Annotated in this window: 19 protein-coding genes, 1 tRNA gene and 1 pseudogene; 6 read left to right on the top strand and 15 right to left on the bottom strand. The window is 70.1% G+C overall.

Going from position 1 to position 18,897, the window contains the following annotated elements:
• Window positions 1-68: 68 nt before the first annotated feature.
• Together DEI93_RS13005 and DEI93_RS13000 are read right to left on the bottom strand one after the other, a co-directional pair.
• On the bottom strand, window positions 69-503 hold the full coding sequence (locus DEI93_RS13005) for a hypothetical protein (protein ID WP_111120275.1): 435 nt from the start codon (window positions 501-503) through the stop codon (window positions 69-71).
• A gap of 3 nt (window positions 504-506) precedes the next feature.
• Window positions 507-1,001: a MarR family winged helix-turn-helix transcriptional regulator gene (locus DEI93_RS13000; RefSeq protein WP_111010929.1), complete on the bottom strand. Its 495-nt coding sequence runs from the start codon at window positions 999-1,001 to the stop codon at window positions 507-509.
• 116 nt (window positions 1,002-1,117) lie between these two features.
• Here DEI93_RS13000 and DEI93_RS12995 point away from each other — a divergent pair.
• Window positions 1,118-1,189: transfer RNA gene (locus tag DEI93_RS12995), tRNA-Gln, on the top strand.
• An 86-nt stretch (window positions 1,190-1,275) separates the two neighbouring features.
• Here DEI93_RS12995 and DEI93_RS12990 read toward each other — a convergent pair.
• Complete coding sequence (locus DEI93_RS12990) at window positions 1,276-2,172, bottom strand: SDR family oxidoreductase (RefSeq protein ID WP_111120274.1); 897 nt, start codon at window positions 2,170-2,172, stop codon at window positions 1,276-1,278.
• Between the two features lie 95 nt (window positions 2,173-2,267).
• On the opposite strand from DEI93_RS12990, the gene DEI93_RS12985 reads away from it, so the two are divergent.
• Window positions 2,268-2,828 (top strand): TetR/AcrR family transcriptional regulator, encoded by a 561-nt coding sequence (locus tag DEI93_RS12985; RefSeq protein ID WP_111120273.1) that lies wholly within the window; start codon window positions 2,268-2,270, stop codon window positions 2,826-2,828.
• A gap of 30 nt (window positions 2,829-2,858) precedes the next feature.
• Here DEI93_RS12985 and DEI93_RS12980 read toward each other — a convergent pair.
• From DEI93_RS12980 to DEI93_RS12950, 7 genes and pseudogenes are all read right to left on the bottom strand, one after another.
• Window positions 2,859-3,334: pseudogene (locus tag DEI93_RS12980) on the bottom strand (LysR substrate-binding domain-containing protein); the annotation flags it as partial.
• 12 nt (window positions 3,335-3,346) lie between these two features.
• Window positions 3,347-5,437 (bottom strand): glycoside hydrolase family 76 protein, encoded by a 2,091-nt coding sequence (locus DEI93_RS12975; RefSeq protein ID WP_181436098.1) that lies wholly within the window; start codon window positions 5,435-5,437, stop codon window positions 3,347-3,349.
• Window positions 5,438-5,615: 178 nt separating this feature from the next.
• Window positions 5,616-6,299 (bottom strand): TetR/AcrR family transcriptional regulator, encoded by a 684-nt coding sequence (locus DEI93_RS12970; protein WP_111026371.1) that lies wholly within the window; start codon window positions 6,297-6,299, stop codon window positions 5,616-5,618.
• Window positions 6,296-6,772 (bottom strand): MarR family winged helix-turn-helix transcriptional regulator, encoded by a 477-nt coding sequence (locus DEI93_RS12965; protein WP_111120271.1) that lies wholly within the window; start codon window positions 6,770-6,772, stop codon window positions 6,296-6,298. Before DEI93_RS12965 ends, DEI93_RS12970 begins: the two co-directional genes overlap by 4 nt.
• Before the next feature lie 4 nt (window positions 6,773-6,776).
• Entirely contained in the window at window positions 6,777-8,432 is a 1,656-nt protein-coding gene (locus DEI93_RS12960) for an MDR family MFS transporter (protein ID WP_111026373.1), read from the bottom strand.
• A 213-nt stretch (window positions 8,433-8,645) separates the two neighbouring features.
• Window positions 8,646-9,095 (bottom strand): ester cyclase, encoded by a 450-nt coding sequence (locus DEI93_RS12955; RefSeq protein WP_111120270.1) that lies wholly within the window; start codon window positions 9,093-9,095, stop codon window positions 8,646-8,648.
• Window positions 9,096-9,204: 109 nt separating this feature from the next.
• Complete coding sequence (locus tag DEI93_RS12950) at window positions 9,205-9,567, bottom strand: DUF4267 domain-containing protein (RefSeq protein WP_111120269.1); 363 nt, start codon at window positions 9,565-9,567, stop codon at window positions 9,205-9,207.
• Between the two features lie 107 nt (window positions 9,568-9,674).
• Here DEI93_RS12950 and DEI93_RS12945 point away from each other — a divergent pair, with 107 nt between their 5' ends.
• Window positions 9,675-10,220 (top strand): TetR/AcrR family transcriptional regulator, encoded by a 546-nt coding sequence (locus DEI93_RS12945; RefSeq protein WP_111120268.1) that lies wholly within the window; start codon window positions 9,675-9,677, stop codon window positions 10,218-10,220.
• Between the two features lie 86 nt (window positions 10,221-10,306).
• Here DEI93_RS12945 and DEI93_RS12940 read toward each other — a convergent pair whose 3' ends face one another.
• On the bottom strand, window positions 10,307-11,242 hold the full coding sequence (locus DEI93_RS12940; protein WP_111120267.1) for a LysR family transcriptional regulator: 936 nt from the start codon (window positions 11,240-11,242) through the stop codon (window positions 10,307-10,309).
• Window positions 11,243-11,310: 68 nt separating this feature from the next.
• Here DEI93_RS12940 and DEI93_RS12935 point away from each other — a divergent pair, with 68 nt between their 5' ends.
• On the top strand, window positions 11,311-12,198 hold the full coding sequence (locus DEI93_RS12935; RefSeq protein ID WP_111120282.1) for an EamA family transporter: 888 nt from the start codon (window positions 11,311-11,313) through the stop codon (window positions 12,196-12,198).
• A 133-nt stretch (window positions 12,199-12,331) separates the two neighbouring features.
• Here the strand turns inward: DEI93_RS12935 and DEI93_RS12930 are convergent, their stop codons facing one another.
• Window positions 12,332-13,075 (bottom strand): SDR family oxidoreductase, encoded by a 744-nt coding sequence (locus DEI93_RS12930; protein ID WP_111026377.1) that lies wholly within the window; start codon window positions 13,073-13,075, stop codon window positions 12,332-12,334.
• 82 nt (window positions 13,076-13,157) lie between these two features.
• On the opposite strand from DEI93_RS12930, the gene DEI93_RS12925 reads away from it, so the two are divergent.
• Window positions 13,158-13,607, top strand: a complete 450-nt coding sequence (locus tag DEI93_RS12925; RefSeq protein WP_111014044.1) for a MarR family winged helix-turn-helix transcriptional regulator — start codon at window positions 13,158-13,160, stop codon at window positions 13,605-13,607.
• A 146-nt stretch (window positions 13,608-13,753) separates the two neighbouring features.
• On the opposite strand, the gene DEI93_RS12920 is transcribed toward DEI93_RS12925, so the two are convergent.
• Window positions 13,754-15,616 (bottom strand): pectate lyase-like domain-containing protein, encoded by a 1,863-nt coding sequence (locus DEI93_RS12920; RefSeq protein WP_111120266.1) that lies wholly within the window; start codon window positions 15,614-15,616, stop codon window positions 13,754-13,756.
• 247 nt (window positions 15,617-15,863) lie between these two features.
• Between DEI93_RS12920 and DEI93_RS12915 the strand changes: the two genes are divergently transcribed.
• Entirely contained in the window at window positions 15,864-16,682 is an 819-nt protein-coding gene (locus tag DEI93_RS12915) for an SDR family oxidoreductase (protein ID WP_111120265.1), read from the top strand.
• Window positions 16,683-16,775: 93 nt separating this feature from the next.
• Here the strand turns inward: DEI93_RS12915 and DEI93_RS12910 are convergent, their stop codons facing one another.
• Window positions 16,776-17,747: a phosphotransferase family protein gene (locus tag DEI93_RS12910; protein ID WP_258372301.1), complete on the bottom strand. Its 972-nt coding sequence runs from the start codon at window positions 17,745-17,747 to the stop codon at window positions 16,776-16,778.
• Window positions 17,744-18,811, bottom strand: coding sequence for a LacI family DNA-binding transcriptional regulator (locus DEI93_RS12905; RefSeq protein ID WP_111026381.1), 1,068 nt, complete (start codon window positions 18,809-18,811; stop codon window positions 17,744-17,746). The genes DEI93_RS12910 and DEI93_RS12905 overlap by 4 nt, the downstream gene beginning before the upstream one ends.
• Window positions 18,812-18,897: the final 86 nt, after the last annotated feature.

The following is an 18,897-nucleotide window of genomic DNA, read 5'->3' as shown; positions in this document are numbered from 1 at the left end:
TGCGCGTGCCGACGACAAAAGCGCCGCGCTGACGACCGCGCAGTTGTCGTCGGGGCGCGCAGCCGGGGTCAGGCCCAGGGGTCGTGCACCCAGTCCGGCAGCGGGCGGAGCTGTCCCCACGCGAACCGGCTCTCGGCGACGAAGTCCTGCACGTCGTTGGCGAAGCGCCAGGCGAAGCGGTCGTCGGGCTCGTCCTCCTGTAGGAAGATCGCGACGCTCTCGTCGGCCATCCTGACTTCGACCTGGTGCTCGTTCTCGCCGAGCGGTGCGTCGAGCCGGAGCGGAACGCGCTCCTCGGGCTCGGCCAGCGCGTCGGGGACGAACTCCGCGCCGATGCGGATCCAGGTGCCGTCGGAGCGCTGGCGGAACGGGTTCCTGCGCGGCAGTGCGGTGACGATCCTGATCTGGACCGACTCGCGCTCCTCGGGCGTGAGCATCGCGTCGAGGACCGGCTCGACGACCCGCGGGACCGTCTCGGTCAGGAACGTCTGGACCGTGCGCATGATTCAGTCGCCCAGGCTGATGCTCAGCGAGCGGAGCAGCCCCGCCAGCTGCGTCCGGTCGGCGGGGGAGAGGTCCGCGAGGATCGCCGCCTCGGCCTCGACCAGTCCCGCGATCGCGGCGTCGACCGCCGTCCGACCCTCGGGCGTCAGCGTGACGAGGACGCCTCGGCCGTCGCTCGGGTCCGTTCGCCGCTCGACGAGCCCCCGGTCCGCCAGGCGGTCCACGCGGTTCGTCATCGTGCCGCTCGACACCAGGGTCTGTTGCAGCAGCGCCTTCGGGCTGAGCTCGTACGGCTCGCCCGCGCGGCGCAGCGCCGACAGGACGTCGAACTCCCACGACTCCATGTCCCCGGCCGCGAACGCCGTCCGCCGCGCGCGGTCGAGGTGCCGGGCGAGCCGCCCCACCCGCGACAGCACGTGCAGCGGTGCGAAGTCGAGGTCCGGTCGCTCGCGATGCCACGCCGCGACGATGCGGTCGACCTCGTCCTCCTGCGGCATCCGTCCATCATGGCAGCGGTGGCGGGCCTCCCGACCGGCGGATCGGGGCGCTGGTCGGCGGGCGCACGGGGCGGCGGATGCTGCATGGGATGATGTCGGGGCGCCTTCGAGCGTGGTCCGCCTTGGTGTAACGGCAGCACATCAGCCTTTGGAGCTGTGGGGTCCGGGTTCGAATCCTGGAGGCGGAGCCGGCAGGTCACCGAGGGAGTTGCCCGACGCGCGATGGGCGGGTCCTCCGCAAGCCCCGGTCGAACGGTGGATGGACGAACGATGATCAGTCCAGGTAGTCGCCGTCCCGGATGTCGTCGAGCAACCCCTCCCGTGTGGGCGTCCACCCGAGGAGCTCCCGGGTGCGCGTGCTCGTCGCGGGTGCGTCGGCGCCGTAGAGCAGGGCCATGAAGGGGCTGACGTAGTGCGTCCCGGCCCGCTCCGCGCTGATGGAGGTGGTCGGCAGTCCGAGACCCTCACCGATCGTTCCGGCGATGGCGCTGAAGGCGACGGTCTCCGCGACGGCGTGGAGGACGGACCCGGGCGGTGCGGACTCGACGGCGAGCCGGTAGAGCACCGCCGCGTCGGCGCGGTGCACGGCGGGCCACCGGTTCGAGCCGTCGCCCACGTACCCGGACACACCGGTCGTGCGCGCCGTGGTGATCAGCATCGGCACGAAGCCGTGATCTCCTGGGCCGTGGACGGTCGGGGCGAGCCGCATGACGATCGCGCGTACGCCCCGGTCGACGAATGCGAGGCAGGCGTCCTCACCAGCGAGCCGGGCTGCTGCAGCCCCGGCGCGATCGGGAGCGGTTGCCTCGGTCGCGGGCTGCCCGAAGGGCAGGACCAGCGTGCCCGACGTGACGACGAGCGGCTTCCCGGTACCGACGAGCGCTTCCCCCATCACGGTGATCGCGTCGACGTCGCGGCGGATCATGGCCTCCGGTTCGGCGTAGTCCCCGCCGTACGCCATGTGGATGACGCCGTCGGCCGCCGAAGCTGCCTGGCGCAGGACGTCGAGGTCCTCGAGTGTGCCGCGGACCGGTGTCGCCCCGAGCCCGGTCAGCCGGGTCGCGGCCACGTCCGAACGTGCGAGGCCCGTGACCTGGTGGCCGACACGAACCAGCTCAGCGACGATCGCGGGTCCGGTCTGCCCGGTGCCTCCCGTGATGAAGACGTGCATGGACAGCTCCTCTCGAGGCACCGTGTAGTGCCAGGAAGTGACACTACGTTGTGCCACTCACTGGCGCAACCGATGCAAGCGGGTAGCCTTGGGGGATGCCGAGGAGTGGAGCAGCAGCGCGGCAGCGGCTTCAGCAGGCGGCGCTCGAGCTGTACACGGAGATCGGTTACGACTCGACGACCACGGCGCAGATCGCCGACCGCGCTGGCGTCAACCACCGGACCTTCTTCCGGCACTTCCCGGACAAGCGCGAGGTGCTCTTCGACGGTGAGGACGCCCTTGCGGCGTCGCTCGCCGAGGCCGTGCGGAACGCCCCCGACACGGCGACCCCGATGCAAGCGCTCCACACGGCGTTCCGGGCTTCGGCGCACGTCCTCGAGGCGAACGAAGCCAGCGGCGCGCGGCGGCTCCGGGTCATCGCCGCGACACCCGCGCTCGCCGAGCGCGACCTCGCCAAGGGCGCCGCGGTGGCGTCGGTCCTCGCCGAGGCGCTCCGGGCGCGCGGAACGTCCGACGAGGAAGCAGGTCTCGCGAGCGTCGTCGGGTGGGCGACGTTCCATCGCGCTGCGTCGCTGTGGCTGACCGGGCCGGAGCGCCCGCTGACCGTCCACATCGACGAGGCCTTCGACCTCCTCGATGCGCTGACCACGAGCTGAGTCAGGGCAGGGCCGGGAGGCGCTCGTCGCCTACCCCAGCACGGCCACCCCGAATCCGCTCACCACCGCCCGCACCTCCGCCAGGTAGCGCTGTGCCTGCTCGGTGAGGGGGATCGAGGCGTGGGTGATCCACCTGATCTCGATGCGCTCGTCGACGTCGAGGGGCACGGCGACGATCGCGGGGTCGAGGTCGTCGCTGATGATGCCCGTCGAGATCGTGTACCCGTCGAGCCCGGTCATGAGGTTGAAGATCGTGGCCGGTCGGACACGCGGATCTCCCGCTTGCTCGACAGGGTGGAGAGGATCTCCTCGGCCAGGTAGAAGGAGTTCTTCGCGCCCTGGTCGAACGTGAGCCGGGGGAGGTCGGCGAGGTCGTCGAGGGTCGCGCGCCCTCGCGACGCCAACGGGTTCCCCCGAGCGACGAAGATGTGCGGCTCGGCGATGAAGAGCGGGTGGAACGCGAGTCCCGCGTCCCGGAGCAGTTTGCCGATGACGTTCTCGTTGAAGGAGGTCGCCCGTCAGCCCGCCGTCGTCAGCGCCCCCTTGTCCGTCCCGAGCGCGAACACGTGCAGCAGCCCCTGGTCGGCGCGGCTCGGGAGCGTCACCGACGCGAGCGTCTTGCCGGCCTCCAGTGCGATCTTCGTTGTGTAGAGGTGCGTCCCGAGCCCCTGCGACGAACCGCCGGTGCTGTTGCGGTACTGCGTGGAGGCGGCGGTGCCGTTGCCGAATGACGGGCTGCTGGCGGTCCAGTCGCTGAACCCGAGTGTGGCCTGCTGCGTGGTGCCGTCGGTGTAGGTGAGGGTCAACGGACCGGTCGAGGGACCGTTCGTCGCCGAGCCGATGATGCCGAGCTCGGTGGCTCCCGCCATGGCCGGGACCGCGAGGACTTGGCCGGCGGCGACGATGTTGTCCGGCTGCCCGGGGGTGCCCGCCCAGTCGTACTGGATGCCGTCACTCGTGACGGTCGCACCAGGCGTGAGTCCGCTGGCTGCCAGTGCCTGCGCCGAGTAGCTGAACCCGTACCCGTCGAGGTCGGCGGTCGACTGCGCGCTGTCGTCGGAGATGCCGGTGTTGTCGTAGTACGGAGCCAGGTCGCCGGGTCGGGCCACGAGCACGGAGGTGGTCACCGACGGGACCGCACCGGCCGTGCTGGAGAAGGCGAACGTGACCTGCTGGTTGCCGTCGGTGGTGCCTCCGGTGATCGAGACGGGCGTGCTCGCGGTGCCGCCCGCGCGGACGACGAGGGTGCCGGATGCCGGGCGGACGGTCAGTCCGGCCGGGGGCTTCGCTGTCCAGTGCACGATCTGGGGGCGGCCCTCCACCGACTGGATGCTGAGCGTGGTCGTGCCCGACGTGCCGGGTTGCACGGCCACGGAGGACGGGTTGGTCGAACCGGTCGCGGCGTAGACGGGTGCGCTCTTCGCGAGCAGGGCGTAGATCTCCACCATCGGCGCCGTCTGGTTCACGGGCGACTCACCACCCGAGGCGTCGGGGTCGTCGAACAGTCCGTTCGACTGGCGGTCCTCCACCCAGGCGGTGTCGGCGTAGGCGGCCGCCATCCGCGCGTAGCTCGGGTCGTGGTTGATCGCGGCCAGCCCGAACAGGTTCCGGAAGAAGATCGCGTTGAACACGTCGGGCTGGTGGTACAGGTTCCCGTTCGTGCCGTAGTAGCTGACCGAGGCGGCGGCGGTCTGCTCGGCCTGGTGCAGGTAGGTGCGGTTCCCGGTGCTCTCGTAGAGCAGCGTGCCCGCTCCGATCATCGTGCCCTGGTTGTAGCTCCACAGGGTCTGGTCGATGCTCCCGTCCGGGCTGATGTGGTCGTAGTACATCCCGTTCGCGTTCATCATGCAGCCGCGGGCCCAGTTGTACATGCGGGTCGCCCACGTCAGGTAGTAGGGGTCACGGGTGGCCTGGTAGATCTCGAGGCCCACCTCGGCGTTCGGGGCGTTGGAGATCGTGTTGCGCGGGGAGTCCGCGGTGTCCTCCCACATGACCCCACCCGGGCACGCACCGGTCGAGTCGGTGTCCCACCCGCTGACCGCGAACTTGAAGACGCCCTCGGCCTGCGCCAGGTTCCGCTTCTGGTGGTCGATGGCGTACTGCTGCAGGAAGTCCAGGCCGACCCAGGCGTTGTCGTCGTAGTAGGTGGGCTGGTCGGGGCCGAGCGGGGGCAGCACGCCGGACGCGTAGGCCGGCGGCTGGGCGGCACCGGTGGGGCTGGTCTCGTGCGTGTCGTGGTAGGCCTGGATCCCCTGGTCTCGGGCCTGCAGGTCCCGGGCGTAACGGGCTCCCACGCCGGGCAGCGATGCCACCGCATCGGTCGCGGCGAAGCCGTTGACGTAGTCCCAGAGGTAGCCGTACGGCTCGCGGGCGTCGCTGCTCACGTACAGCTTGTGCGCCGGGTCGTAGAGGTTCGCTTGCAACGCCTGGTAGGTCTCGACGGCGCGCTGCGTGTCCACGGGGTTCTGCTTGCTGGCGACCCCCGGCGGGAAGTGGTCCGGGGCCGGAGCGGCCAATGCCGCCGGGGCTCCTCCCAGAACGGCGAGGACGGCGGCGGTGGCGGTACCCGCCACGATCGCCCCTGCTCGGTTGCGTGCGCTTCGCTTCACGGTGGCTCCCTCGCTCCGGTCATCGTCGACGCGGAGATCGTTCCAGACGCTAACCGTTCGCTCGCGCACGCGTCAAGGAGCCTCTGGTGCGCCTCCGATCGCGCTGATCCGGGGCGCCGACGGTCGTTCGCGTGTCGGGATCCCGGCGGGCTCGTCGACCGGGGGCTGCTGACCGTCGTCAGGTGTTGCCGTTGATGACGTCGACCGTCGATCGGAGCGCATCCACGACCGCACCGATCTCTCGGGGTACGTCGACACTGTCGAGTGCACCGGTCGAGAGCATCGAACGAACGACCGCGACGCACATCGCGACGAGTGTGGGCGCGACGATCCCGGACCGGTCCGCTGCGACGCCCCGCTGCCGGAGGAGCTCGGCGACCGACATGGTGGCGCTCTGCACCGAGGCCTTCCAGATCGGACGTAACTCGTCGAGGAGCTGTGGGTAGCGGGCGAACACCTCGCGGCGCAGGTCCCCGTGTTCGCTGTCGACCTGCCGGCCGAGGACCGCGATGACGATCGTCACGACCGCGTCCACGAGATCGGTGGGCAGCCGGTCCAGCTCGTCGGCGGTCAACGTCTGCACGGTGCCCGGTACGACTCCGGCGATCGCTGCTTCTTTGTTCGAGAAGTAGTTGAAGAACGACCGGGGCGAGATGTCGGCGTCGCGCGCGATCATGTCGATCGTGAGGTGTTCCATCCCGACCGCGAGGCATCCGGCTCGGGCTGCTCGGATGATGCGCCGACGGGTCTCCTCCCGCTTGCGTTCGCGCAGACCGAGCGGAGCGGGGCCGGAGCCGTCGGGTTCCCTCGCCGTCGGGCTGGTCACCTCGCCCGCACCGCTCCCCCGGCCGTCCAGGGTCACGAGAGGTTGGCGAGGAGCCTGGCGAGCTCCTCGAGGTCACCGCGTGGCCAAGCCGCGAGCCGTTCACGGAATGCCGTGCGCGCGCTCGTGCGGATGCGTTGAACCCGCCGGACGGCGTCGGGAGTGGGGTGGATGACGACGGCGCGACGATCACCCGAGCCACGTTCTCGCGTGACGAGTCCGAGCGCTTCGAGCGCGCCGAGCTGTCGGCTGAGGGCGCCCCTGTCGAGACCGAGTGCTTCCGCGAGCTCGCCGGCGCCGATGCTCCCGGTGAGCACGATCTCGAGGAGCACCCGGTACCCGGCGGGCTGCAGCTCCATCTCTGCGGCCTGCTCGCGCAGGACGCGACGAGAGGAGGCGAAGAGGGTGAGGACCTGCCGCTCGATGCTGACGATCGCGCTGTCGACCTCCTCCGACACCGGGTCGCCGGGCCGGGCCGGACACTGGTGAGCGGCCGGGGTCGTGTCGATCATGACATCAGTGTCGTGCACGACGTCCGCTCGCGATCTGCGAATCTCCTTCGACGATCGTCGGGTTCGAGCCGGTCACCGTTCCGATACCCGCGAAGTCCTCAGCGGCAGCGGCGGCGGGTCCACTGTCGGTGGAGCGCTCGGCGACGGTCTTCGTGGTGAGCGGCACGTTCGGCATGAACACGATCGCGAGCACGAGGACGATCGCGATCGGCGCTGCGATGAGGAACACGTCGGCCACACCCTGGCCGTACGCCGACTCGATGATCTGACGCACGCTGTGCGGCAGCGATCTCACGGCGGGGATGCTGCCCGACGACAGCTCCTTCGCGACCGCGACGCCCTTCTCCCCGAGCGCGGTGATCGCCTTGGTCAGAGCATCCTGCTTGTCGCTGATGGCGTCCGCGACGCGGGTCCCGAGCACGGTGCCGAGGACGGAGACGCCGATCGCGCCGCCGAGGGAGCGGAAGAACGCGACTCCGGAGGATGCTGCACCGATGTTCGCGGGCTCGGTGGTGTTCTGGACGACGAGGACGAGGTTCTGCATCACCAGGCCGACACCGGCCCCCATGACGAACATGTAGACAGCGACGACGACGTATGGCGTGTCGTACTCGATCGTTCCCATGAGGCCGAGTCCGACGACGAGGGCGATCGACCCGATGAGCATGATCGGCTTCCACTTGCCCGTCTTGGTGACCAAGCTGCCACCGACGGTGGACGCGATGAGCAGACCGGCGATCATCGGGATCGTCAACAGGCCGGACTGCGTCGGGCTCGCGCCACGAGCGAGCTGCATGTACTGCGCCAGGTAGACGGTCGCGCCGAACATCGCGATGCCCACGGCGATCGAACCGATGACGGCCATCGAGAACGTGCGGTTCTTGAAGAGGGTCATCGGGATGATGGGCTCCTTCGCGCGGAGCTCGATGAACACGGTGGCCGCGAGCAGGATCGCGGCACCGATGACCATCACGAACGAGGTCGGCGACACCCAGTCGAAGTTCTTGCCGGCGAGGGTGACCCAGATGAGCAGCAGCGAGACGCCACCGGCGATGGTCGTGATGCCCAAGTAGTCGATGGAGACCGTGCGCTTCGGCAACGTGCGGAGCTTCAGGGTGATCTGCAGCAGGATGATCGCGGCGACGGCGAAGGGCACGCCGACGAAGAAGTTCCAGCGCCATCCGAGGCTGTCGGTGAGGAGGCCCCCGAACAGCGGACCGCCGACGGTGCCGACTGCCATGACGGCGCCGAAGTAGCCGCCGTAGCGGCCGCGCTCCCGCGGGCTGATGATGTCGGCCAGGATGATCTGGCTCAGCGCAGTGAGGCCACCAGCGCCGAGGCCCTGGAGGACACGGAACGTGATGAGTGTCCCGGGGTTCTGCGAGAAGCCGGCGAGCGCGGATCCGAGGACGAAGATCACGAGTGCGAGCTGGATGAGCAGCTTCCGGTTGAACAGGTCCGCGAGCTTGCCCCACACCGGGGTGGAGACGGTGGTGGCCAGGAGCGTCGAGGTGACGACCCAGGTGTAGGCGCTCTCGCCCCCGCCGAGGTCACCGATGATCTTCGGGAGGGACGTGCTCACCACCGTCGACGCGAGGATCGCGACGAACATGCCGAGCAACAGCCCGGACAGTGCCTCGAGGACCTGGCGGTGGGACATGGCCGTGGGTTCGGCGGGGTGATCTTGACGGACAGTGGCGTCGGAACGTGACATCGGGGACTCCTGGACGGGATGGATGCCACTCTGCATCCTGAAATTTGACAGATGTCAACTATAGCGTTTCGTTGACGTTTGTCAAACGCTTCGGTGCTGTCCGACGACGCGCGCGGGTCCCGACCCGGTCGAGCAGTGACGCTCCTCGACCGAGTCGGCCTATCCCCAGGCGGGGGGCGTGGGCGCGTCGACAGGGGCGTTCAGCTGGGCCATGAGACCGGCGAAGTCCTCGAGGTGCCAGGTGGCGACGATCCTCCCGTCGCGGACCTGGTGCATGTCCATGGTGCGCATCTCGATGCGCTTGCCGGTGGGCTCGTGACCCATGAACGCACCCTGATGCGTCCCCGAGACGGTGTTGCGGACAGCGACCCTGTCGCCCTGGACGATGACGTCCTGGTGCTCGACGCTGTAGTCGGGCATCGCGTGACGGAACAGCGCGATCTGTGCGGCCATGCCGGCCGGGCCCTGTTCCTGGCCCGGGGTGAGGGGGAGGTCGATCCAGTCCTCCGCCAGGACCTCGTCGTACACGGAGGTGTCACCAGTGCGGAAGGGCTCGTAGAAAGCCAGGACGATCTCGGTGGTGGTGTCGTGCTCGTTCGTGGTGCTCATGGGGTTCGGACCTTTCGTGGCGGTGGTGTGGGTGTTGGTGGTGGGAGAGATCAGGCGGCGGAGTGGGTCGACCGGCCGCCGGGCCGCGTCGGACGATGCGGCACCGGGGTCACGCGAGTGCCAGGACGAGGCCGGCGATGACGAGCAGCAGCGCCGTGGCGCCGTGGACGCTGAGGGCCTGGCGGAGGGTGCCGCCGTTGGTGACGACGATGATCGCGTCACCGATCGGGGTGATCGCCGCAGCGAGGAGCGCCCAACCGAAGACGTGCGGTCCGGCGACGGCGAGGACGACCAGGGGCACGATGCCCGAGGTGATGTCGCGGACCCCCTTGATGCTCGTGAACGCGCGCCGACGGTCCTCGGTGATGCCGAACCCCGCTGTGGCGATCGCCGGCGCGATGAGGAACCGGCCGCCGATGAAGAGGATGAAGAGGCATCCGGCGATGGCGACGGAGAAGGCTGCGATGAACACGAGTGATTCCTTTCGTTGTTAGGTAACGCGGATCTGCAACGACCGTAGCGCTTCTCGCCGACGATGTCTACCGGTGTTATCTAACTCTGCTCTGCTACTCTCGGAGCATGTCCCCACGACCAGCACCGGACCTCGACCACCGGCGCGACGAGATCGTCAGCGCCGCCCGCCGCGTCGCGGAAGCCGAAGGGTGGGAGGCGGTGACGATGCGCCGTCTCGCTGCCGAACTCGGCGTCACCCAGCCCGTCATCTACTCCGCGTTCGCCGGAGGCAGGCAGGCGCTCATCGACGCCGTGGCCCTCGACGGCTTCGGCGAACTCGCGGCAGCACTCGAAGCCGCTCCTGCCGAGCCGTTGCCGCGGATGCAGGCGTACCTCGACTTCGCCGTCGGCCGACCCCGTCTCTACGAGGCGATGTTCTCGATGCCGTCCGGGCTCGAGTTCGGCTCGGGATCCGTTCCCGATGCGCTCCGACGTGGGTTCTCCGCGATCAAGGCGGCGTTCCCCGCTCCGGACGACACGGCGGCCGAGGTCGCGTGGGCCACGGTCCACGGGCTGGCGACGCTCGAGATCGGCGGGCGCCTCCCAGCGGTGCGATCGCGTGCCCGGCTCGACCACGCCCATCGAGTACTCACCGGGAGCTCGGGCCTGTGACGAACGACGCGAGGCGCGCCTCCGCGCTCTGCGGCGTCGCCGTGGCCATCCACGCTGCGGCCCGGCCCAGCTCCGGAGACCTCGACTCAGGGACCAACTGGCGGTCGAGATCCAGCGGCTGACAACGGGAACGGACCACCCACTCGACGGTCGTTCGTACCGGAGATCGGATCGGCGAGGAGCCCCCGAGCCTTCTCGATCAGCGCAGCGAGGGCGGGAGGTGCCGACGCTCTTCGCCACGCCATCAGCACTTCGATCGGGGGAGCGTCGCGAACGAGCCGGAACGTGACCCCGGTTCGAGCGTGCAGTGCGGCAGTGGCCTCCGAGGTCATCCCGGTCACCTGACCGGCGGCCACCAGCGTCAGCCAGTCGTCCACGTGCCGGGTGTCACGGAACGCGGCCGGGGCCGAGATGCCTGCCCAGAGGTCTGCTGTTGTGGTCCCGGTGCGCAGATCGATGCCGACGGTGCGGCCAGCGAAGTCGGTCAGGGTGACGCTCCGGCGTCGCGACAGGGGATCGTCGGAGGCGAGGGCCGCGAAGCGTCGCTCTGTGCCGATCGGAGCCGAGTCGAAGCGAGGATCATCGACAGGACGACGCAGGATCGCGACGTCGACGCCGCCCTCGGCGAGCCCCGCGGTCGGGGTGTTGCTCTGCACGAACGAGAGTGCCGGCTCGAGGTGCTCTGCCGCCCATTCGCGCTGGAACCTCGTCGTGTGTCGGCCGAGGGCCGACCATGCATACCCGATGCGGACCTCGGTGCTCGCGCGCGGAGTGAGGTCGCGCAGCGATTCGACCTCGTCGAGGATGCGGCGGGCGTGATCGACCACTCGTCGTCCCTGCGGCGTCAGCTCGAGCGAGCGCGTCGTCCGGCGCACGAGCGAGAAGCCGAGCGCTGCCTCGAGGGCTTGCACCGCTCGTGAGACAGAGGCCTGCGAGACGTGGAGATCGATGGCCGCGTCGGTGAAGGTCCCGGTCGACACCAGCGCCACGAGTGCGCGCAGCTGAACCAGAGTCACGTCCATGCGTCCAGCGTATAGATCGTCGTGGTCCGCATTTCCCGATCGCGCAGCCGCGAAGCACTGTGTTCACCATGACGGGAGAAGTGGTGACATCGGGCGGTTCGGTCAAGGTGCCCGGAGGGGCGGTCCTCGCCCTGCTCGGCAGTGCCGTGAGCAACCAGGTCGGAGCGGCACTGGGGGATCTCGCCTTCGCTCGTGTCGGCCCGCCGGGCGTCGTGGCCGTGCGGCAGCTCATCGCCGCGATCTCGCTCACCGCCCTCGCGCGACCGAACCTCGCCCGGATGTCGTGGGGGCAGTGGTGGCCTGCGCTGTCGCTCGGTGGGGTGTTCGCCGTGATGAACCTCAGCCTGTACACCGCCATCGGGCGGATCGGACTCGGCCTCGCCATCACGCTCGAGTTCCTCGGACCGGTCACCGTGGCCCTGGTCGGTGCACGGTCGTGGCGGGTGGCCGGTTGCGCGGTGGGTGCGGGCGCGGGTGTGGTCCTGTTGGTGTCTCCCGGTCCGTCGACCGACTGGATCGGCGTCGCGCTCGCCTGCACCGCGGCCTTGTGCTGGGCCGCGTACATCGTGCTGAACCGGGTCGTGGGGAGCCGGCTTCCAGGCCTCCAGGGACCCGCCGTGGCGAGTTGCGCGTCTGCGCTGGCCTCTCTGCCGATCCTGCTGTCGCTGCTCCTGACCGGGCGGTTCGACGTCTCCACCAGCGTGCTCTGCACGGCAGTCGGCGTCCTCTCGTCTGTGGTCCCCTACGCCACCGACGTGGTGGTGCTCCGGCGGATCCCTCAGTCGTTGTTCGGGATCGTCATGAGCCTCAACCCGGTCGCCGCTGCTGCCGTGGGGCTGATCGTGTTGGGGCAGCAACTCGCTCCGTGGCAGTGGGGCGGGATCGTGCTCATCGTCGCCTCTGACGCGGTGGCCGTGGCCAGGTCCGGACCTCGTTCCCGTCCTCGCAGCCGCTGAAGCCCCTCCTGTGCGGCGACATCGCCACGACGGATCGGCAGGGGCGGGAAGCAGCAGGTGCTTCGCTCGAGCCCGTTCGACGAGCACGTCCCTCTCCCGGCTGTGGCCCGGAGAGGGACGTGGAGCAACGCGCTCAGGCCGTCTGCGTCAGTTCGGTCACGAGCGCGCGAGCCTCGCCGCTGGAGCCCAGGGGCACGGCACGGCTGGGGACATCGGCGGCCCGGGAGAGCGCGATGGCCACGTCGCCGACCTCGCCGGCGGACACCTGCTCCGGCTCGCCATCGACGAATCGGGTGCGGACGGGGCCGAGGACCAGGGCGTGGATCCTGCGGTCCGGCGTCTCGGCGGCCAGGACGCGTTGCATCATGAGCAGCGCGGCCTGCTCCATGCTCACCAGCCCGCTGCCCGGGACGGGGAACGTGGCGGACTGGCCGACGACCACGGTGTACGCGCCGAGTCCGCTCAGCCGCGGCACGATCGCCCGTGCCAGTGCCATGTGCGCGGTGGCGAGGCCGGTGAACGCGGCCCCCCAGTCGTCCTCGCGGATGCCGGTCAGGGGGCCGCCCTGCCACCATCCGCCGACCGGCACGACGACGTCGTCGATCCCGCCGAGCCGCTCGGTCATCTGACGGCCGAGCTCGTCCGCTCCGATGAAGGAGGTGTAGTCGTGCGTCGGGAGGTGCAGCAACGGCGAGACCCCGAGATGGCCGAGTGCAGCGCGCAGCTCCGTGCCCCGCTCGTCCGAGCGAGTGGGAACGACGACATCGGCGCCGGCATCGAGGAACGCGCGGACGACACCTTCGCCGACGCCGCCGGTTCCGCCGGGGACCAGGACGCGCCGACCGGCGAGTGAAGCGGGGGATGGGGTGAATGGCATGAGAACTCCTTGGTCCGACCAATGTTGGTAGTACCAACGCTAACACCGATTCGTTGGCCATACCAACTGATAGTCTCGGTGCATGTCGGTTGATCCTCGACCTCCTCACGCGCTCCGCACCCTCGTCAGCTGGCAGGCCGCACGGGTGGCGACGATCGGCACCCGCCTGACCGCTGCGCGCATGCCGCTCGAGGCGCGTTCGGACTTCGCGGTGCTGTCCGCGCTGCAGGAGTACGGCCCGCTGAGCCAGGCGGACATCGGCAGGGTGCTGGGTCTGGACCGCAACAACGTCAACGGCATCGTCGTCCGGCTCGACGCCGACGAGTCCGTGCTCCGGACCCCTGACCCGGCGGATCGACGGCGGAACATCGTCACGATCACGGCGAACGGCGGGGAACGACTCGCCGATCTCCGAACGCAGGCCGACGCCGTGCAGGACGAGCTCCTCGCAGCACTGTCCCCCGCCGATCGCGACGCTCTCGTCCGCCTCCTCGGCGATGTGCTGGCAGCCCATCCGGCGCAACCAGCGTGACGTCGTCCTGACGGTCCCGCGGGGGAGGCGCGGAGAGCGCCCTCGAGCCGGTCGCGCGCTCGTCGAACCCGCCACCACGACCGCCGAGCCACCGATGGCCGGGAGCGTGTGCTCCCGGCCATCGGCGTTCGATGGTGCCCTGGACCTTACTGAGCGGTCCCGTTGGTGTAGGTGGTGACGGTCTGCGGCTGCCCCGTGTTCGCGCTCGTGGCGGCGGGCCCCTGGCCGTCGATCACGTGGTCGATCGTCCCGGCGTTGCTGTTCAGCGCGACGGTCGTGAGGTCGTGCATGACGACCCCGGGCGTGTTCGGCACCTCGAACGACTGCGTCGCGTGGAGGGTCGGGTCGACGTTGGTGTAGATGTAGCTGCCGAGGCCCCACGCTTCGTGCGTCCGGACGTCGTCCGCGACCTTGTACGCGGCGTACCCGTTCACCCCGTCGTGCTGCCACGCGGCCTGGTTCGGGGCGTCGTACGGGAGCTCGTTCTGGAAGAACACCGTCCGACCGCGCTCACCGTTCCAGATGACGTTGTCCTTCTGGTAGTGCTCGACGAACAGGCCGGTCGCGGTGACGTCATCCCCGTTCACGACGACGCCGGTGTCGGCCGTGTTCACGGTCCAGCCGACGGAGCCCGCCACGCCGTGGTCGGCGCGCCAGGCCCAGATGTCGTCGAGGATCGTGTCGTCGCTGTTCACCTCGAGGCTCGTCGTGGCCTTGCCGACGTGGGGGCCGCCGACGCGGAAGAACACGTCCTGCAGGGCAGTGGGGTCCGTGGCGCTCGCCACGTGCTTGCCGCCCTTGTCGTGGCCCGTGCCGACGCGGAGCAGCGCCGGGGAGTTCACGGCACCGGCATCGAACGTCAGGCCGGCGATGTCGACGCCCTGGACGTCGGCGACGGTCATCGGGACGGCGCCGTTCTGGGCGGTCAGCGTGGCCATGCCGAGCCCGAGGACGACCGTGTCCGCTCGCTTGACGGCGATGCTCTGTGCGACGTCGTAGACGCCGGGGGTGACGAGCAGGTCCTTGCCCTGGGCGAGTGCGGAGTTGATCTTCGCGATGGAGTCCGACGGGTGGGCGACGAAGAAGCTGCTCAGCGGCAGCGACTGCCCGGGCGTGTGCCCGGTGGCCCACGTCGTCCCCGCCGAGTTCGTTCGCGCGCTGGGCACGAACACCCGGTAGGCGCCGTTCGCGTCGACGTAGAGGTACGGCTTCTCGCGCGATGCCGGTGTCGTCGCCAGCGTCGTGTAGGGCTGCTGGGGGAACGACTGCGCCGGCGCGTTGACGTCGCCGGAGAACACCTGGTTCCACACGCCGTTCGACCAGCCGGCGCCGAGGTCCGAGTTGCGGACGTAGAACTGCTGCTGCGATCCGTTGAGCGCCCCGCCCTGCAGTTCGGAGTCGGCGACGAATCCACCGCTCGCGTAGTTCGGGTTCTCGCAGTACGGCATGAACGTCGTGTAGTCCTCGACGTGGACACGGCGCATCGGCGCCGCCTGGGACACCGCCCACATCTCGCTGCCCGTGTGGCACGCGTCCGCGGTCGGGACGACGTGGATCGTCAGGTTGGAGACCGATCGCCAGAACGTGTCGAGCGCGCCGCTGCCGTCGGTACCGGTCGCGGTCACGCCCCCGTTGATGGTGACCCCGGACGGGTCCTGCCCGAGACCGTCGACCTCGGTGTAGTAGCCCACGCGGATGTCGAGCGGGTTCGTGCTCGATCCGTACGTTCCAGGCTCGAACAGCAGCGCGTACCGCTGCGAGCCCATCTCGTTGGCGGACTGCTGGGCGTACACGGCGTCGACCTTCGCCTGGATGTCGGCCTGCGGCATGTCGGGGGAGAACACGACGACGTTGGACCCGAACGCGGAGGAAGGCGGGTTCGGTGCAGCGACCGCGGTCTGGGTGGTCGCGAGGACGCCGAGTGTGGCAGCGCCGACGGCGATGGCGGCACCGAACAGGCGACGGCGTGACCGTCTCGTCCGGAGCGTGTGTGTCGGTGAGGAGGGCATCGTTGACCAGCTTCCGTTGCAGCGGCGGCATCGCCGTCCGCCCGCGGACATCAGTGTCCTCGGGGCGGGCGCCATCGGCCGCCTGGGTGAAGAGTGTGAGCACTGTATCAACGCCCTGGTCGGGACGGACACCGGTCGGCTCCGAGGACCAGCGCCGGAGTACGGAGCGGCAGACGCAGCAGCCCGCCTGAGTGCCGTCCCCGGAGCCGGAGAACGATGGAGGCCCTGATCACGAAGGAGAACACGTATGAGCAAGGTCTGGTTCATCACCGGCGCGTCCCGGGGCTTCGGACGCGAGTGGGCGGAGGCCGCCCTGGAACGCGGCGACAGCGTCGCCGGGACCGCCCGCAACCCGGACGACGTCGTCGCACTCGCCGAGCAGTACCCGGACACGTTCCTCCCGATCCGTCTCGACGTCACCGACCGTGACGCCGACTTCGCGGCGGTGCAACAGGCGGCCGAGCGCTTCGGGCGCCTCGACGTGGTCGTCAACAACGCCGGCTACGGACAGTTCGGGATGATCGAGGAGATCAGCGAGCGGGAGGCGCGCGCCCAGCTCGAGACGAACCTGTTCGGGGCCCTCTGGGTCACCCAGGCCGCGCTCCCGATCATGCGCGAGCAGCGGTCGGGCCGCATCATCCAGGTGTCGAGCATCGGCGGGATCAGCGCGTTCCCGATCACCGGCATCTACCACGCGTCGAAGTGGGCGCTCGAGGGGTTCAGCCAGTCGCTGTCCCAGGAGGTCGCCGGCTTCGGCATCACGGTCACCCTGGTCGAGCCCGGCGGGTTCTCCACGGACTGGTCCGGCCCGTCGTCCTCGACGAGCGCCGAGATCGACGCCTACGCCGACGTCCGGGAGGCCCGCAACGCGAGCCGTGCCGCGGCCAGCGCGGGCGACCCGGCCGCCACCCGTGGGCCGATCCTCCGGATCGTCGACGCCGAGGAGCCGCCGCTGCGCGTCTTCTTCGGGTCGGCGCCGCTCGGGATCGCCGAGAAGGACTACGCGAGCCGACTCGAGACGTGGCGCGCATGGCAGCCGGTCGCCGAGGAGGCGCACGGCAGCTGAGTGCCGGTGCCCCGGCGCGGTCCTCCACGCCGCGCCGGGGCTGTGCAGGCTGCCCGGTCACCGCGTGGTGCTCCTGATCAGGAGGCTCCCGACCTACCAGACGAGTCCGTCGAGATGGTTGTGACCGGACAGCAGGTGGGCGACGCGACCCCACGCCACATCGCGCACCTCGGGGTCGGGATGATGCGCGGCGATCGCGAGCTCCACGAACAGGTCGTGGACGTCCAACCGTTCGCGGAGGTGCTCGCGCTCGAACAGCTCCGGGTAGGCGCCGTGCAGCCAACCGGGGACCTCGGCGAGCGATGGCCCGTCGAGCCCTCGAGCGTCGGGCGTCGGTGGGAACTCGGACGGTCGAGCGCACCAGCGCAGGATCGTGTCGAGCTCGGCGGTCGCTGGCTGCGCCAGTGCCTCCGCGAAGTCGATGATCCCGGTGACCCGGTCTCCGTCGACCATCACGTTGGACCCGTGGAGGTCGCCGTGGACGAGGACGTGGTGCTCGGCCGTGAAGAGCGGAAGTCGCTCCCCGATCCAGTCGGCGACGTCCGCGAGCAGGCGCGGGTCATGCGTGGGTGAACGACGGGCGTCCTCGACCAGCTGGAGCATCGCGTGCACGACGGGTGGGTGGTACGCGGGCCACGACCCTCCCTTCAGCGCGTCGGCGAGCCACGGCGGCATCAGGTCATCCGGTACGGGAACGCCGTGGAGTGCGCGCAACGCGGCTCCGAGGCTCTCGATCATCGCTCGCCGCAGGCTCGGATCGGCCGAGGGCCACGCGTCGTGCAGGGTCCGACCCGGAAGGCGTTCGGAGACGGACCAGGGTCCGTCCGGGCCGTCGCCGTGCGCGATGTGCCGAGCGTGCGGAACGGCACTGCCACTGAGCAGGTCGACGACCCTGGCTTCGTGGTCGTAGGCGTCACGGATCCGTCCGTCGCTCAGCCGGACGACGTACTCGTCGCCGACCCAGGCACGGCTCACCCAGCCGGCCTTGAGCAGGTACCGCCCCGTCGGCGGCAGCCCGGCTGCCGCCAACGTGCGCCGCAGCCGCGGGTCGGCCTCGTCGCTCACGTCGACTGCCGTGCCACGAGGAAACAGTCCGCCGTGCGCACGCCGCCCGTGACCTGCTCACCCTGGATCATCCGCATGAGCAGGTCCGCCGCCTGGCGCCCGACCTCCCGGAGGTTGAGGTCCACCGACGTGATGCTCGGCCGCGCGGCGTCGGTGATGACGCTCCAGTTGTCGACGCCGACGACGCCGACCTGGGTCGGCACCACGATGCCCGCCTCACGGAGGCAGTCCACGACGCCTCGCGCGATCTGGTCACTGGTGCAGAACACCCCGTCGAACTGCGTCCCGAGCAACCGGGTCGCGGCCTCGTACCCCCACCGTTCGCTCCACTCGCCGTACATCGCGTCGCCGCTGGCGAGTGTGGCGCCGGCGGCGGCGATCGCCCGCTTCGCGCTCTCGACGCGGTGCGAACTCGCGGTGTGTCGTCGGGCACCCGAGATGACCGCGATCGAGCGGCGGCCCGATCCCAGCAGGTGGTCGATCGCTCGGGCCGCGCCTGCTTCGTCGTCCGGCACGATCGAGACGTCGTCGGGGTCGAGCGACGGCGAGAGCGCGTACACGGCGGGGACGCCGAGCAGCTCGGTGATCGACGGGCGTGGATCGCTCGAGCGCCCCGTCACGACGATGCCGTCGACGCGCTGGTTGAGGAACGTCTGCACGTAGTGCGTCTCGCGGATCGGGTCGCCGCGGCTCTCGGCGAGCAACATCGAGACCTCGCCCGGGCCGAAGGTGTCCTCGGCGCCGGTGAGGATGGGGATGGTGAAGCGGCCGTAGGCATCCGTCGACAGCACACCCACCAGGAAGGACCGGCCTGGGGCCACGCCCGCCGACCCTGGCGCACCAGCGAGCCCGCGCATCGGTCGGGCGACCGCACGGTCGGCGCCCGGCACCGTCCGCCCCGGGGCGCGCACCGTCAGTCCCAGCTCCGTGGCGGCCGCGCTGACGCGTTGCCGCGTCTCCTCCGCGATCTGCCCCCGGCCGTTGAGGACCTTGGAGACCGTGCCGACGGACACCCCCGTTCGCGCGGCGACGTCGGCGAGGGTCACTTCACGTCGGTTGACCACTGCGTCCTCCTCCCGCTGCCAGCGTACGGCACACGGCAAACATTGCCGCAATACTGGTCAGATCGGCGCATTGACATCGTCACACC

Origin of the sequence: Curtobacterium sp. MCBD17_035 (genome assembly GCF_003234815.2) — a bacterium.
Lineage (GTDB): Bacteria > Actinomycetota > Actinomycetes > Actinomycetales > Microbacteriaceae > Curtobacterium.
Note: the sequence above shows the minus strand (reverse complement) of the source record. Positions and strands in the feature narration are given on the sequence as shown.